The sequence below is a fragment of the Proteus sp. HMSC14B05 genome (genome assembly GCF_001808035.1).
In the GTDB taxonomy this organism is placed as follows: domain Bacteria; phylum Pseudomonadota; class Gammaproteobacteria; order Enterobacterales; family Enterobacteriaceae; genus Proteus; species Proteus mirabilis.
This window is the reverse complement of the sequence record NZ_KV791998.1, coordinates 1-14,186: the sequence shown is the minus strand read 5'-3', so window position 1 is coordinate 14,186 and position 14,186 is coordinate 1. Positions and strand designations below refer to the sequence as shown.

13 protein-coding genes are annotated in these 14,186 nt (G+C 34.2%); 6 read left to right on the top strand and 7 right to left on the bottom strand.

Features of this window, described 5'->3' with window-relative positions; genetic code table 11:
* Window positions 1-82 precede the first annotated feature (82 nt).
* Entirely contained in the window at window positions 83-1,006 is a 924-nt protein-coding gene (locus HMPREF3129_RS13905) for an alpha/beta hydrolase family protein (RefSeq protein WP_004247995.1), read from the bottom strand.
* 118 nt (window positions 1,007-1,124) lie between these two features.
* Window positions 1,125-2,039: a helix-turn-helix domain-containing protein gene (locus HMPREF3129_RS19095; RefSeq protein ID WP_004242792.1), complete on the bottom strand. Its 915-nt coding sequence runs from the start codon at window positions 2,037-2,039 to the stop codon at window positions 1,125-1,127.
* Between the two features lie 94 nt (window positions 2,040-2,133).
* On the opposite strand from HMPREF3129_RS19095, the gene HMPREF3129_RS19015 reads away from it, so the two are divergent.
* From HMPREF3129_RS19015 to HMPREF3129_RS13890, 3 genes are all read left to right on the top strand, one after another.
* Window positions 2,134-2,301: a hypothetical protein gene (locus HMPREF3129_RS19015; protein WP_254668257.1), complete on the top strand. Its 168-nt coding sequence runs from the start codon at window positions 2,134-2,136 to the stop codon at window positions 2,299-2,301.
* Window positions 2,223-2,741, top strand: a complete 519-nt coding sequence (locus HMPREF3129_RS13895) for a TetR family transcriptional regulator (protein ID WP_368072763.1) — start codon at window positions 2,223-2,225, stop codon at window positions 2,739-2,741. The genes HMPREF3129_RS19015 and HMPREF3129_RS13895 overlap by 79 nt, the downstream gene beginning before the upstream one ends.
* Before the next feature lie 679 nt (window positions 2,742-3,420).
* Window positions 3,421-4,974 carry a methyl-accepting chemotaxis protein gene (locus tag HMPREF3129_RS13890; protein ID WP_004247997.1) on the top strand — a complete coding sequence of 518 codons (1,554 nt, stop codon included), beginning with the start codon at window positions 3,421-3,423 and terminating at the stop codon, window positions 4,972-4,974.
* A gap of 127 nt (window positions 4,975-5,101) precedes the next feature.
* Here HMPREF3129_RS13890 and HMPREF3129_RS13885 read toward each other — a convergent pair whose 3' ends face one another.
* A complete protein-coding gene (locus tag HMPREF3129_RS13885) occupies window positions 5,102-6,100 on the bottom strand; it encodes a 2-hydroxyacid dehydrogenase (RefSeq protein WP_012367888.1) in 999 nt (332 codons plus the stop codon).
* A gap of 158 nt (window positions 6,101-6,258) precedes the next feature.
* Here HMPREF3129_RS13885 and HMPREF3129_RS13880 point away from each other — a divergent pair, with 158 nt between their 5' ends.
* Genes HMPREF3129_RS13880 through HMPREF3129_RS13870 form a run of 3 tightly spaced genes read left to right on the top strand, consistent with a single transcriptional unit; the run spans window position 6,259 to window position 9,445 of the window.
* Window positions 6,259-8,895 (top strand): YdbH family protein, encoded by a 2,637-nt coding sequence (locus tag HMPREF3129_RS13880; protein WP_049256063.1) that lies wholly within the window; start codon window positions 6,259-6,261, stop codon window positions 8,893-8,895.
* Window positions 8,892-9,098, top strand: a complete 207-nt coding sequence (locus tag HMPREF3129_RS13875) for a YnbE family lipoprotein (protein WP_004242803.1) — start codon at window positions 8,892-8,894, stop codon at window positions 9,096-9,098. Before HMPREF3129_RS13880 ends, HMPREF3129_RS13875 begins: the two co-directional genes overlap by 4 nt.
* Window positions 9,099-9,112: 14 nt before the next feature.
* The gene (locus tag HMPREF3129_RS13870; RefSeq protein WP_004248000.1) at window positions 9,113-9,445 is read left to right on the top strand and encodes a YdbL family probable chaperone protein; all 333 of its coding nucleotides are present in this window, start codon (window positions 9,113-9,115) and stop codon (window positions 9,443-9,445) included.
* Window positions 9,446-9,523: 78 nt separating this feature from the next.
* On the opposite strand, the gene HMPREF3129_RS13865 is transcribed toward HMPREF3129_RS13870, so the two are convergent.
* From HMPREF3129_RS13865 to HMPREF3129_RS13850, 4 genes are all read right to left on the bottom strand, one after another.
* Window positions 9,524-10,108 (bottom strand): fimbrial protein, encoded by a 585-nt coding sequence (locus HMPREF3129_RS13865; RefSeq protein ID WP_004242805.1) that lies wholly within the window; start codon window positions 10,106-10,108, stop codon window positions 9,524-9,526.
* Window positions 10,109-10,149: 41 nt separating this feature from the next.
* Complete coding sequence (locus tag HMPREF3129_RS13860; RefSeq protein ID WP_049199559.1) at window positions 10,150-12,564, bottom strand: fimbria/pilus outer membrane usher protein; 2,415 nt, start codon at window positions 12,562-12,564, stop codon at window positions 10,150-10,152.
* The gene (locus HMPREF3129_RS13855; protein WP_036918277.1) at window positions 12,557-13,258 is read right to left on the bottom strand and encodes a fimbrial biogenesis chaperone; all 702 of its coding nucleotides are present in this window, start codon (window positions 13,256-13,258) and stop codon (window positions 12,557-12,559) included. Before HMPREF3129_RS13855 ends, HMPREF3129_RS13860 begins: the two co-directional genes overlap by 8 nt.
* A gap of 127 nt (window positions 13,259-13,385) precedes the next feature.
* Complete coding sequence (locus HMPREF3129_RS13850) at window positions 13,386-13,931, bottom strand: fimbrial protein (RefSeq protein WP_254668256.1); 546 nt, start codon at window positions 13,929-13,931, stop codon at window positions 13,386-13,388.
* Between the last annotated feature and the right edge of the window lie 255 nt (window positions 13,932-14,186).

Sequence of the window (14,186 nt, the reverse complement as noted above, 5' to 3'; positions counted from 1 at the left end):
AAGATTAAGCATGATAAAATAGGCCTAATCATCAGCTCGTAAAAATTATCTTAATATAATAAGTCAAGATAGGATGAATAAGTTATTTATTATATTGCGCATACCATTGCTGTATATCTTGAACGACTTTTCCGGTTAATCGCTCACCTTGTTGATTATAAAAACCATGATTTAATTTATCATATTTAATAAATGTCACATTAGGTTGCGTTATCTCTTGAGATAATTGATGGAATGCAGCCACATCTACATTGATATCATCTAATGTTTGAACAATTAATACCGGAGTTTGCGTGTTGCGCTTAATCACCTCAAGTAGATCAATAGCAAGATATTGTTGCCACCATAATTTGCTATGTTCACTAACAAATTGCTCATCACCAATTTGATTCGTTATTATTGCATTAGCGAGTTGTTGAAAGCTATTTATTGCTTCTTCCACATGCTCTTTAGGTGTTGTATTGCGTATATTGTACAGTACATCATCAAGGAAAAAACGACCACCGCCATTTAATGCGATTGCAGCGCTAATATCATGACGTTCAGCAACAACTAAATGAACCATTGTTGCGCCTTCACTTCCTCCAAGTAATACAATATTGGTGTAATTAGGGGATAATTTATCTAGCACTGCTAAATAATCAGCAAGTCTTTGGTTAGGATTATCATGTAGTTTATAGTTTTTAGGGCAATCTTCTCTTTCACCATTATCGTCGGAATAAGTCAATTGTGCTGTAATACCATACTTTTCAACCATTAAAACATCACTACTCGGTAGCCATCTACCAAAGGTTTCTTGAATAAAAGTATTATTTTTTATGCTATTACAGTCAGAACCTTGCATTAAAACTAACAGTGTTTTGTTATGTTCAGCTTGTTTATCTAGATAATAAATCAGTTCGCTATTATCTTGGCGAATCAGTTTATGTGTGCTTATTTCTGCGTAGCTTGATGTTATTGATGATACTAAGAAAGTGGTGCATAGCAACAAAGAACAAATACGCATAGAACAACCTTATTAACCAAGGGAGGGTGAGAGAGAAGAATGGCTAAATAACCCATTAAGACGGTTAATTAGCCATATCAATAAACTGAAAGTCAAGTCGTTAAGTACTTATTACTGATTAATGAATTGGAACGTAATAATCAATTTCCAGTGTTTTTGGTAGTTCCATAATGTCGCTATCTGTTTCTATACAAATGTAGTTTTCAATATCTGGCCCTAAACGACGACATAACCCCAAAGCCGGTAAAGTATAAAAGTAGATCTTGATGGCAAATTGTTTATATTCTTCTAACGTGCCTTTAAATTGGAAACGAACATAACGCCCGCCTGCAATCGCTTTTTTTCTAAAACCACGGGGTCTGGTAAAGTGATCTAAATTGTTTAGGCCAATTTCATAATCAATCTGGATCTTATCTTTACGTAATGTATTTGGCTGATAAGAAATTAACACACTACTTTCCGTAAAGTTTTTATCTGTGTACAACAAAAAATCATTCCAAAACTGATGACGAATATCTTCATGTAGTTTGCCAATATCCTCGATAGAGCAAAAGTATTGGTATTGAATAACATAAAGAAAACTTTCAGGTAGCTCGATAATATTTGGAATAGGGAGGTCGGTAACTTCAAAATTGATGGGGGGCTGAAAATTGTCGCTACACAACACATCAACTTTACGGTATTCCGAAGGAGTAACGCCAAAAACAGCTTTAAAGCGGCGTGTAAAAGATTGCTGCGAATCAAATTGATAGCGTAGTGCGATAGTTAATACCGGAAGTTTAGTTAAGCGCAATTCAGTGGCGGCTTTGGTCAGTCGTCTACCACGAATATAAGAGGCTAATGTTAAGCCCGTTGCTTGCTTAAACACCCGTTGCAAATGCCATTTTGTATAACCTGATTTTATCGCTACATCATCAAGTAATAACGGCTTTTCTAGATTTACCTCGATCCAGAGCAGAAGTTCTTTAATCACTTCTATATTAAACGAAGATAAAGAATTGGAAGGGATAAGTCCATTGAACTGAGATGACATGATGATTTCCTGAAAAGATATTTTGTTCAGTTTACACAAAACTGATACCCATATATTATTACATACTTATGGTATGTTTTATGGGTTTTTTATCATGAAATTAAAATCACGGCAACAAGAGAATTCAGAACAAACACGCTTAGCTTTACTTGAAGCCGGGCAATATCTCTTTATGATGTTTCCATTGATGAAATATCACGTTATGCAAGGGTTACTAAAGGGGCGTTTTATCATCACTTCAGTAATAAAAAAGCCCTTTTGAGAGAGTGTTATTTACTGCAAGTTAAGCATGCTGTTCAAAAATTAGATGAAGTGCCTACTTATGATGATAAATGGCAAGAGCTAACGGCGCTCTTCTCTCTTTGTGTTGACCATATTTATCAGTGTAAAAACGAGTTAATTCCCTTACAAGAAGTTATCTCGGTATTAGGTTGGAAAGAGTGGGAAGAGATTGACGCCAACATTCTTATTCCTCGTATCCAACACTGTGTTGATATTCTCTTTGCTGAAAAACAGATCTGTGCTTATTCACCAGCTATTGTGGTGAATTTAATTTATGGTTTTATTACTCATATTGCTATCAATCTAAAAAATGAAGCGTCATTGCCGAAAGAGGCATGTAGTGACTTTAAAGCTATTTTTGCTGATTTTTTAATCGGGGTAAAACAAGCATCACCACAGCGTCATCAACATAGGGTATAAAGAGGTATTAAAATACCTCTAAGCATTGTGCAAAAGATTAACAATCAACAAATAATTCTGTTCAATTATCACTGTATTATTGAATAGCAAAACATAGCGATTCAATAAAGAGATAAGTTTAATTGAACTAACTAAAAAATAATTAAAAATAGAATAAGTAATCTTTCTTAATATCGTTAATCTATTTGAGTTAAATAACCTAATGTCCACAGTATTAAGCAATAGCATTATTTTTTAAGAAAGTAACAACAATTCTTTCTGTTTAAATAAAAAAGTATGATTAGTTTAATTTATAAAATAAATACTGATATTGTATGATGAATTGGTCATGCTTTAAAATTTATCCTGTTCATTCTAAAAGATAATTAATCATTTAATTTTTTATCAATCAAATCATAATGCTAATGGAATATTATGTAACGAATTGCTTAGTGGACAGTGAAATGAAATGTTTATTTCAAAAATAAAAAATAGATTTCACTATGCTCTAAAGTTTTTGATAAAAATGACCGACATTATCAATGTGAGCAGTCTCTTACCTGTCTCTATAATTTAAAAAATAATCTTTAATTTATTTTGTTAACACTAGGGAATGCACTCTTTTTTACTAAAGAGTGCATTCTGATATCTTACAAATATACAGAAAAATCAAAGCTGTATATTTTGCTGGAATATGATTATGTTTAAAAACATCAGTATAGAAAAAACCGTTAAAGTTATGCTGGCTATTTTATTTGTACTTATTATGAGCATTATTTACTTTAGTTATGATGCTTCAACACGCTCTTATCATAACTTTGTTTCATCAAATAACTTAAGTCAGCAAATGTTGCTGATGGGAAAAGCGCGTTATCAAATGGCGGTGATCAGAGCGAATATTAATGGCTTGGATGGGCAGTTAAGAGTGAATGAAAAACCTTCTGCTAAATACCTTCATCAAACTCAAGAATATATAAAAATCACCCGTGAAGAGATCCACCGTTGGGCGGATGCTGAAAAGTTAACCATGGAAGGGCGTCAGGTTGCTGATGATATGACGAAACGCTTTGATGAGCTTTTAGATATATTTACCGATGCCTTAGCTAAATTACGTAAAGGACAATTGACTACGCACTCTGCTAGTCAAAAAATGGATGAACTCAACGAGATCACCATGACATATTATGCCGTCGCCAATGGTATTGAGAATAATTATATTGATATTGCGAAAACCTCACAACAGCGCATTATGCTAATGGCGTTAGTCACAGCGATTATTGTCATTATGCTCTTTATCATTATCTTACGTTGGTTCTCTCATAGCTTTATCGGCAATATTAAAGTGCTTATTAATATTTTTAGTAAAATGAGCCAAGGCGATTTAAGTATGCGAGTAGAAAATCACGGTAACAATGAATTTGGTAAGCTATTTAATGAAATGAATAAAATGAAAGTTTCATTAAGTCAAATGATTGCTTCGGTAAAAAATGCAGTAAACACCATTAGCGTCAGTGCAAGTGAAATAGCAACAGGTAATACTGACCTCTCCTCACGTACTGAAGAGCAGGCTAGTGCGCTACAACAAACCGTTGCAAGCATGGAGCAAATCAAAACCACGGTTGAAAAAAATGCTGATAACTCACGCCAAGCTAGCCAGTTGGCATTAAGAGCGACAACATCAGCACAAAACGGCGAAAAGGTGATGGATAATGTTATCGAAACCATGTCGTCGATTTCTGAAAGTGCAAAGAAGATCTCAGATATTAATGACATCATTAACAGTATTGCCAATCAAACCAATATTCTCTCATTGAATGCCGCGGTTGAAGCGGCTAGAGCGGGTGAACAAGGTCGCGGATTTACCGTTGTTGCAGCCGAAGTGCGTAACTTAGCCAGTCGTAGTGCAGAGGCAGCCAAAGAGATCAATGAACTTATTACCCATTCGGTAAATAAAGTACAGGTTGGATCACAACAAGTGAGCGAAGCAGGACGCTCCATGTCGGAAATTGTGACCACCATTAGCCAAGTTAATGATTTTATGCAACAGATTGCCTTAGCCTCTAATGAACAAAGTATGGGGATTAATCAAATTGCTATGGCCGTAAGTGAGATGGATACCGTGACTCAACAAAATGCAGCACTTGTGGAAGAGTCTGCCACTATTACTGCCAATATGGATGATGAAGCTCATCAGCTTGCCAACTTAGTCTCTCAATTTAAAGTGGATGAGAAAGAAAATACTAGGCAGGCATAAAAGGGTTGGTTTGCGCTTGATAAAAATGTACCTAAGAAGATAAATATGTTGTTAATTCATTAGCTAAGACGAATAAGATAAAACCCCTTTAGCCACTCAAAGGTGACTAACAGGGGTTTTTAGAGACTTAGGCTTTCACTTCGTTAGGTGATGTTATACCTGCAGCAACCTCTTTAATATTGTGCAATGTCGTTTCACTAATACTAATTAACGCTTCTTCAGTTAAGAATGCTTGGTGCCCGGTAAACAATACGTTATGGCAAGAGGAAAGGCGACGGAACACGTCATCTTGAATAACATCATTTGATTTATCTTCAAAAAATAAATCGCGCTCATTTTCGTAGACATCCATGCCTAATGCGCCAATTTTACCTTGTTTTAAGGCATTAATGGCAGCTGCAGAATCAATTAAGGCCCCACGGCTAGTGTTGATGATCATTACGCCATCTTTCATTTGCGAAAAAGCACTTTCATTTAATAAATGATGATTTTCTGCGGTTAATGGGCAATGCAACGAAATAACATGTGAATTTGCGTAAAGAGTCGCTAAGTCAACATATTCCGCACCCAAATCTAATACAGCTTGGTTTGGATAAGGATCATAGGCCAATAGCTTCATACCAAAGCCTTTTAGTATGCGTAAAGTCGCTAGGCCAATTTTCCCCGTGCCGATAATCCCAGCAGTGCGATTATGCATATTAAAGCCAGTTAAGCCTTCTAAGGAAAAGTTTGCATCACGGGTACGCTGGTAGGCTCTGTGAATACGACGATTTAACGAGAGCATCATCCCAACAGTATGCTCAGCAATCGCTTCTGGGGAATAAGCCGGCACACGCACTACGGTGATCCCTAATTCGGCCGCCGCCTTAAGGTCAACATTATTAAATCCCGCACAACGCAGTGCAAGGATACGGATGTTGAGACTGGCAAGCTCTTGTAATACCGCACGATTAGCATCATCATTAACAAAGATACAGACTGCATCTGCGCCGACGGCATTTTTTGCTGTTTGTTCAGTCAAATTAAAGTCAAAATATTCGATATCATAATGATATCCATTATGCTGATTGACCCATTCCATATGTTTGCGGTCATAATGTTTAGTACTATAGGAAACAATTTTCATCCTGTACTCGCTTATTATCGATTAAAATTTATTTTGAGAGTGAGAAAACAAGAATTATCTAACCCCAATAGAGAAGCATTTAATACTATTATTATAAACAATTTAATGGGTAAAGTGGATGTTCGGAATGTGGTTAATGTGATCAAAAGGAAAATGAGGTGTTGTTAAAGAAAACAATCAAATGGACAGGGATGATACTACTGGGTGTCGGTGCAGTTAGCACGACCTTGTGGCTCACCATTCCACGTTGGTTACCTGTTGTGGCTAAAACCTATTTACCTGAAGGTGTTTCACTCTCTTTAACACAACCTAGGTTACAACAATGGGGTGTTTTTATTGATGATATCGCATTAAAAAGTGATAGCTGTACCTTGGCTAATGTGCAGCAATTTACGTTTAACTATCAAAAACAGCAAATTGATAGCCTATCATTTAATAGTCAACAACTTACTATTAACGAAGGGTGTTTTTCACAATTATCTTTTGCAGATAAAAAAGAGACCGCAACAGTTCCTCTCGATATTCATGCGTTATTAGCTACTATTCCTCACTTATCGGTTGATATCAATCATGTTTCTTTAATGGATAATCAGCGCTATAACGGCCATTTTCAGCTTAAAAGTGATACAAATGGGCGATTAATCAGCTATCAGGGAGATAATACGCAGATACAAGCGCTGATCCGTGATAATCAATGGTTAGATATTAAACAATTAAAGATTAATTTACCTGACGATAATCAGATAGAGCTGGCGGCTGAAATAGCGTTACCCCTTAATGTTGATTCATTACCAGAAAATGGTTCTATCAGCACAACATTGTTAACATCCCATTATGCTTACCCATTAGTCTTTATTGCTCAATGGCAAGGGAATAGCGGTACTATTTCTATTGCTGAACAAGGTGGAGGGCAAGCGTTAGCTGTGTTGCCTTGGAATGTAACTGCAGAAAATATCACGATAGAAAAAGGGCGTTGGGAATGGTTTGGGTTTGATCAACCCTTACGTGGTGGTGTGAATATCAACATTGCCCAGTGGCAGCAAGGATTAACGGGGTTACGCTTAACTGCGCGCTTAAATGTTATGACGCAAGGGCATGCAGGGAAAGGGAATTTAGTGATGACGATACCTGAAACGGCGATTAACTGGTTAGATGCTGATATACCTATTCAATTGACAGGCATTGTAAATAAAGATCTCATGCAAGCCAGTGCACAACTTCCCGTTAAAGTGACTGGTATGTTGACAGATCCTACTATCGAATTTCAGCCCGGTTCACTATTACGCTTTAAAGGGCAACTAACAGAAACGCTGACGGTAAAAGATGCTCGTTTACCACTGGCTGGCTCAACATTATCTTCCAAAGGATTTAATGGTCACCTAAATGCGATTGTGTTAGCTGAAGATACTATTTGGGGAGATTATCGGGTCCATTTTGCTGGACGTTCGACCGATTTCTTACCTGATCAGGGCAATTGGCAATGGCGTTATTGGGGAGAGGGCAATTTATTGCCATTAAAAGCGCGTTGGGATATCGCTGGAACTGGCTCTTGGGTAGATAACATGGTGAGTTTTGAGACATTAAATACCGGATTTGATGTTTTAACTTATCAGCATACCAGTATGTTAGCACCCAGATTGACGCTCTTAACGCCATTTCGTTGGTTAAGAGACGATAAAAACCCATTATTTGAAGGAAAATTGAAGTTAACCAGTCAACGAATCGATTTTCCTGCGGGGGGATTCTTAGATAGAGCTGACTTTATTGCTAGTGTAAAAGGTCAATCTCCTTTTCGTTTTAATATGAAAGGCGAGCTCAATGCCAAGCCAAATATTGGACCGATAACGATTAATACACGTTGGGATGGTGAAAGGCTAAGAGGGCAGATGCGTTGGCCTGCACAACCAATCAATGCCTTTCAATCTTTATTGCCAGAAAAATTAGGCATCACATTAGATAATGGCGAATTTTATACTCAAGCTGACTTTTCTATTGCCCCTCAACAAGGTTTAGTTGCTGGTGGACATTTAGTAGTTAAACAAGGCAGCATGTGGCTAAAAGATGGCGTATTAGAAGGACTCGATTTTATTTTACCTTGGCGTTTAAACGGTGATGAATGGCAACTAGGTGTAAAGCAGCCAGTGCAATTACGCATTAAGCGCGTCAACAACTTATTTGAAATGACAGATATTACCGCCGATCTGCAAGGATTTTACCCTATTACAGAAGCAAAACCTTTAGTTTTATCTAATGTCAAGGTTGCCATGCTTGATGGCACTATTTCTATGGCAAAATTAGCATTACCACAGCATGAAGCGGCGATTATCTCATTAGATAATCTAGAGTTAAGTCGGCTTTTCACTTTATTGAAGGTGACCCAATTTGCCGCATCAGGTAAAGTAAGTGGCGAATTACCTTTCTTTATCAATAACAATCAGTGGATAGTGAAAGATGGGTGGCTGGCTAATTCATCGTACTTAACCCTCAGGCTTGATAAAGATTTTGTTGACTCTATTGATGATAGCAATATGACAGCCGGTGTCGCTATGGCATGGTTACGATATTTAGAGATTAGCCGCTCTTGGACGCGGGTTAATTTAAGCAACCTAGGTGAATTAGTGCTTGAAGCGGAAATCCAAGGGAAAAATCCATTGGAAGACAAACGGCGACAAGTAAATCTTAATTATCGCCATCAAGAAAATATTTTTCAGTTATGGCGCAGCTTGCGATTTGGTTCGCAATTGGAAGAGTGGTTAGAAAAGAGCCTATCCGATTTAGGGAGTGAGTCAGAATGATGTTATTATTTTTAAAAAGACTATTTTTATTTGTTATTTTCACTATCGGCATATCAGCACTCACTGGATGTATTCGATTAGAGGTTGCTACCCCGGAAAAACCGATAAACATTAATATGAACGTTAAGATTGAACATGAAATTAATGTCAAAATAGATCGCCAAGTTGAAGACTTGCTGAAAAACAATAGTGCTATATTCTAACGCTGGGGTGAATAATGAATTATAAAAAATATCTCTTTAGTTTTGCATTAATCACAGCATTGATTAGTTCAAATGCCGTTGCTTTAACACTTGATGAGGCGCGCGCGCAAGGCTTAGTAGGGGAAACTTTTAGTGGTTATGTTGAGTTAGTACAACCAAACCATAAGCAAGCTCAAATATTGGTGAATGAAATCAATCAAGCCAGAAAAGCCAAATATGCTGAAATTGCTAAAACCAATCAAGTGACTCCTGAATCTGTTGCCCGTTTAGCGGGTGAAAAATTAGTGGCAAGAGCCAATTCAGGTGAGTTTGTTAAAGGAATTAATGGGCAGTGGGTTAAGAAATAATATCCACTACCCAAGTAGCGATAAAAGAGAGACTAAATTATTCTCATAGCGTTGATATAGTGATAATACTTATTATCACTACAGTACTCTGTTTTCTACACCCGCAAATTCATTATCATTTTCAACAATCTGATCTTTTGCTTCCACAATGAACGTAATACGAGAAGATATATACCCTGGCTTTGCGCGAAGATTATCTTTTTTGACATAATTTATAAAGAAATTAAAATAAGCAGTACCACTTTCATCAATAGTTTTAGTGAATGTATTTTTCTGATTTAAATCAATAGGATTATTTTCATCATCAATTAATTGGAATGTCACATTATCACTTGCTTCAGAGCCTGTTACATCGTTGATAAGGTAACCATTATTAAAATCAATATTTGTATTATCAATACGTAAAGTTATTTTAGTATTCTTTTCTGAACAAAGACTAAAAACTATAGCAATTCTTTTAGAATATCTGTCATTAGCTAAGGTTCCTGCATAATTGCTAGGGAAAGAATCAGGACGTATACTTCTAACTTTAGTGCTATTAGGTATGTCAAAGCTACAACTTATTGGCGCTGGTAAACTACCTCTTCTATTATCAGATAAAGCAATAAAAGGGAAGTATAGTAATAATAGAGGAATTAAAAATGTTATATTTATTGATTTCATAGAAACACCTTACATAAATATTCAAGAATAAAAATTATTCATTATTGGCAATAAATTTGTTTCTTAATAATTGAATTATTTTTACTTTCATTTTTTACGTTATAATGGAAGAAACATTGTTGCTCCTCTGTATCTCCCCATTTTACTTGTACCGTTCCGCTTTCTTTTATTCCGGAGAGGAATATTCTATTGTGGTCATAGACAGAATCACTAGAAATGAGATTATTATTATCATCAAATGCCATTACATTGGCAGCAAAAGGAATTGGTGTATTTGAGGTAAATAAAACATTATAGCCGATATTTATAGGGAAATTGATTTTTGCTACCGCACCTAAAGTGGGTACGATGATTTTACTTTGAGTTTTAGTATTACTAAATTCAGGTAACGAATTTATGTTTAGTCCAATAGTATTTTTACGATATGGCATGATGTGCGGTAATATTAAATTACCGTTATTGTCTGTAGTGGCTTGTGAAGAACGATTAGTTTTAATTCCGGCAATGCCATTAGTATTTACAATAGCAAAAGTATTACCTAAATCAGGTGCCAAAGTTATTCCACTTTGATGTAACACTATCGCACCATCAATCCCCAATCTTAAATTGGTTTTATTATTAGATGATTTATTTGCATTAATAGAATAAGATTGATATCTCCCCTTATACTGAGTATTTACTGAAGTATGATAGCCAGCATTTGGGTGGCTAAAATCCCGTCGGTAATTAATAGAATAGCCTAAGCGATAGTGTTCTAATAAACTTCCACCTATAGTCGTACTATTTATATAACCTTTATTGTTTGGATGATAATCAAATTGATTGCTTACCCAATGATAGGATTGAGAGCTATTTGTTAGTGGAATATTAAAATTTAAAGAAAAATGATTGTCATTATAATATCTTTCATTTTTATATTGATATTTTATACTATAATTCATTTTTTTTATAGAAGATGATAGAGAAGTATTGATTGTAAAGTCATTTTTTCTTTTGGCATAAGAATTTTGATGATAACCAATAGAAAATGTCCCGAAAGATTTAATCGGTTGAAAGAGAGAAATTGTATAGCTATTTTTTATGTTGTCTGTTTGACTTTTTCTAATGCTAACACTATCAGATTTTATTGATTGATAATGGCTAGAAGATATATTTAAAGAAGTACCAATATTGCTCCATCGTTTATTATAGCGCAATTGGTATTTTAATAGATTATTGTGTTCAAAATAACTAATATCACTGGCTACTCCCCCCCAGCGTCCTAAATCTAATGATAATCCTGAAAAGAAAGTATTGCTATTCAGCTTCTTTCTAATTGCACCATAAGCGGTTATTTTTTGATTAATACCATAGGAGAACTCACCCAGTAAAAAAATAGGGTTATTATTTTGATTATTAAACTGGTTATATCTATCATAAGAATATCCAGAAATAAAATTATATTGATAACGACCTTTTTTTAATTGGTTTGGCATTGTAGTAAAGTAATGCGTACTTTTTCTTATACGTCCATCTGCTTCTTTTATTTCTAATACCAATTCATTGCTACCTATAACAGGTAGATCGTTTAAAATAAAAGGCCCAGGAGGAACAATAGTTTCATAAATGGTTCTTCCTTGTTGTTTCACTTTAATTTCAGCATGAGATTCTGCAATCTCTTCTATAATAGGACTATTCATATAGAGATCATTACCAGAGAGCAAATCACTAGATATAAGTTGAAATCCAATTAATTTATCTGTTGATAACATTCTACTGGTTGGTCGAAATTCCCCCACATTAAGCGTTGCCAACAGCGTATTTAATTGATGATAAGCATATAATGAGTATAGCTTAAATTGCTGTTGCTTATCCGTATGATGATAATAACTTTTACTACGTACTCGCCAAGCACCTAAGTTAGCACCTGAATTAAAACTGATTTTGTGTTCTATCTTATTTTGATTGTTATATTTGCCAAAATAAGAATATGAGCTAAACAAAGCAGTGACACCATCATCCCATAAAACTTGGCTAGCAAGCATATTTTTTTTATTATCTAAGGCTTTTTGTGGAATAGTTAAATATAATGATTGCGAGGAAAAATTATATTTAAAATCAATATTGTAATCGCTTAATAACAAATCCGAATTTAAATCAACAGGAATATTATAAAAAGATGGGTCAATATTTAAACGAATTAAATCATTAATATTAATCCTTGGTGTTAATATACCGTCTTTATTTTCATAATATAAAATAATGGTTTCTTTTTTATTTTCGTTGATATAAATATTTGTTGAGTAATAACCATCAGGATGTTCATTATTTAATAACTTGCCGATGGTTTTATTATCAATGTTTGACAATACACTTTTATATAGAGAATGAATATTATTGTTAGCAATAGAAAAGAGAGGGTATGCATTTAATATCAATAGCAAAGATGTTTTTAGTCTAAAACTTATCTTACTCATAAATAAGTTCCTTTGGGGTTGCAATGATAGTCTGCTCATACTCATCGACTCTCTTCCAATGTACTTTTCTATCTTTGATATTTTTAGTTATATTTTTATTTTTTATACTGTAATTTTTAAATGGCGATAGGGTTATTCGTTCATTTAATATATCAATGTTATCTACCTTTGCTTCTGCTATGGTAATAAAATAAGGAGTGGGGTTATTTATTTTAATAAAATCTTCATCATTAATAAAAAAATTAATATCTTTATTATCACTTTTGTTAATAATATTGCTAGGTGTATAGAAAAGATTATATATTGAGTTTAAAGAGATAAGAAGCAAGTTTTTATCAGCCATCTCATCATCTATAACTGGAACTACTTTTATGTTTACTCTATATACAGATTCTTGGTTGATTTCTTTTATATCATCCGTTTTGATAATTTTTAATGTAAATTTATCATTTGGTGCTAATCTTATCAAACTAGGAGAAATGATAAATGGTGCCTCACTATTATCTTCTTTGTTATAGTGTGATACCCAACTTTGAATAATATAGGTTTTTTGTTCGCTTTTATTTTTTATATTAAATAGAATTTCCTTATCTTGTTCTTTATAAAAAAATCTATCCTTATTAATTTGAATAGAAGCATAACATGAGAATGTAAAGACAAATGATATTATATAAACAATATATTTTTTAATCATATGTTTTTTTAATTAACCATTAGTTAAGTTATTTATTGTATTAACCTATAAATAAAAAGCCGGTATTTCCCCGACTTTTTATTGGGTTGAAAATTAAAGCAGAATTATATTTAGTTTTGACCGTTTTTTATTGGATATCATCAGTGACGTAAGCATCAAGAGATAAGGCAGCACTGAAAGCACCTGCGGTAACAGCATCATCAATCGATGCTGGTCTATCATATTTTAATAAAAATTCTAAGCTACCACGTTCACCGGCAACCTCCGAAGAAAATGTACGTTCTGAATTCTCACCATTAAGTGGAATAAGTTCACCTGTAGAACGCAATAATGCTACTCGAGCATTGGTATCATTTTCTGTCGAACCAGTATTCATTAAATGAGTAGTGTTTTTTTGTCCAAAAACTACTTTGACTTTTCTATCTCTTGCTTGATTAGTACAGCCAGAAAAATCCACACTAAATCGTTTTTCAGGAGTAAGTAGTAAAGAATCAATGTAAGCATCATCCAATTGAATTGGAGCAACATCTTGAACGACACAAGTTAGTTTCTCGTCAATTACTCTGCCTTGGATATCTATATTATAACCACCAAGGTGAATCTGTTGTGCAATAGCTTGTGTTGATAAAGAAAGTGTAGATAGAATTAATAGTGAAAATAATGATTTTTTCATTTTAAAGTCCATTTAAGTATTAATTGTAGTTACAAATTTGCTCATAATTAAGAGCGAGATAATAATATTTTTTTACGTGAAATTTGACAAGTTATATATAATTATGATTAGTATTATTTTGTTAAATGATTAGCGAAATATGTTTTTTTGGTTGGTTTGTTAGATTTAAATTTTAAATTATAGGTAAAAGGTGAAAGGTTTATCTATTGAAGGTTTTTTTAAAAAAAAACAGAGGTTTTTTTTGTGTAATTATAT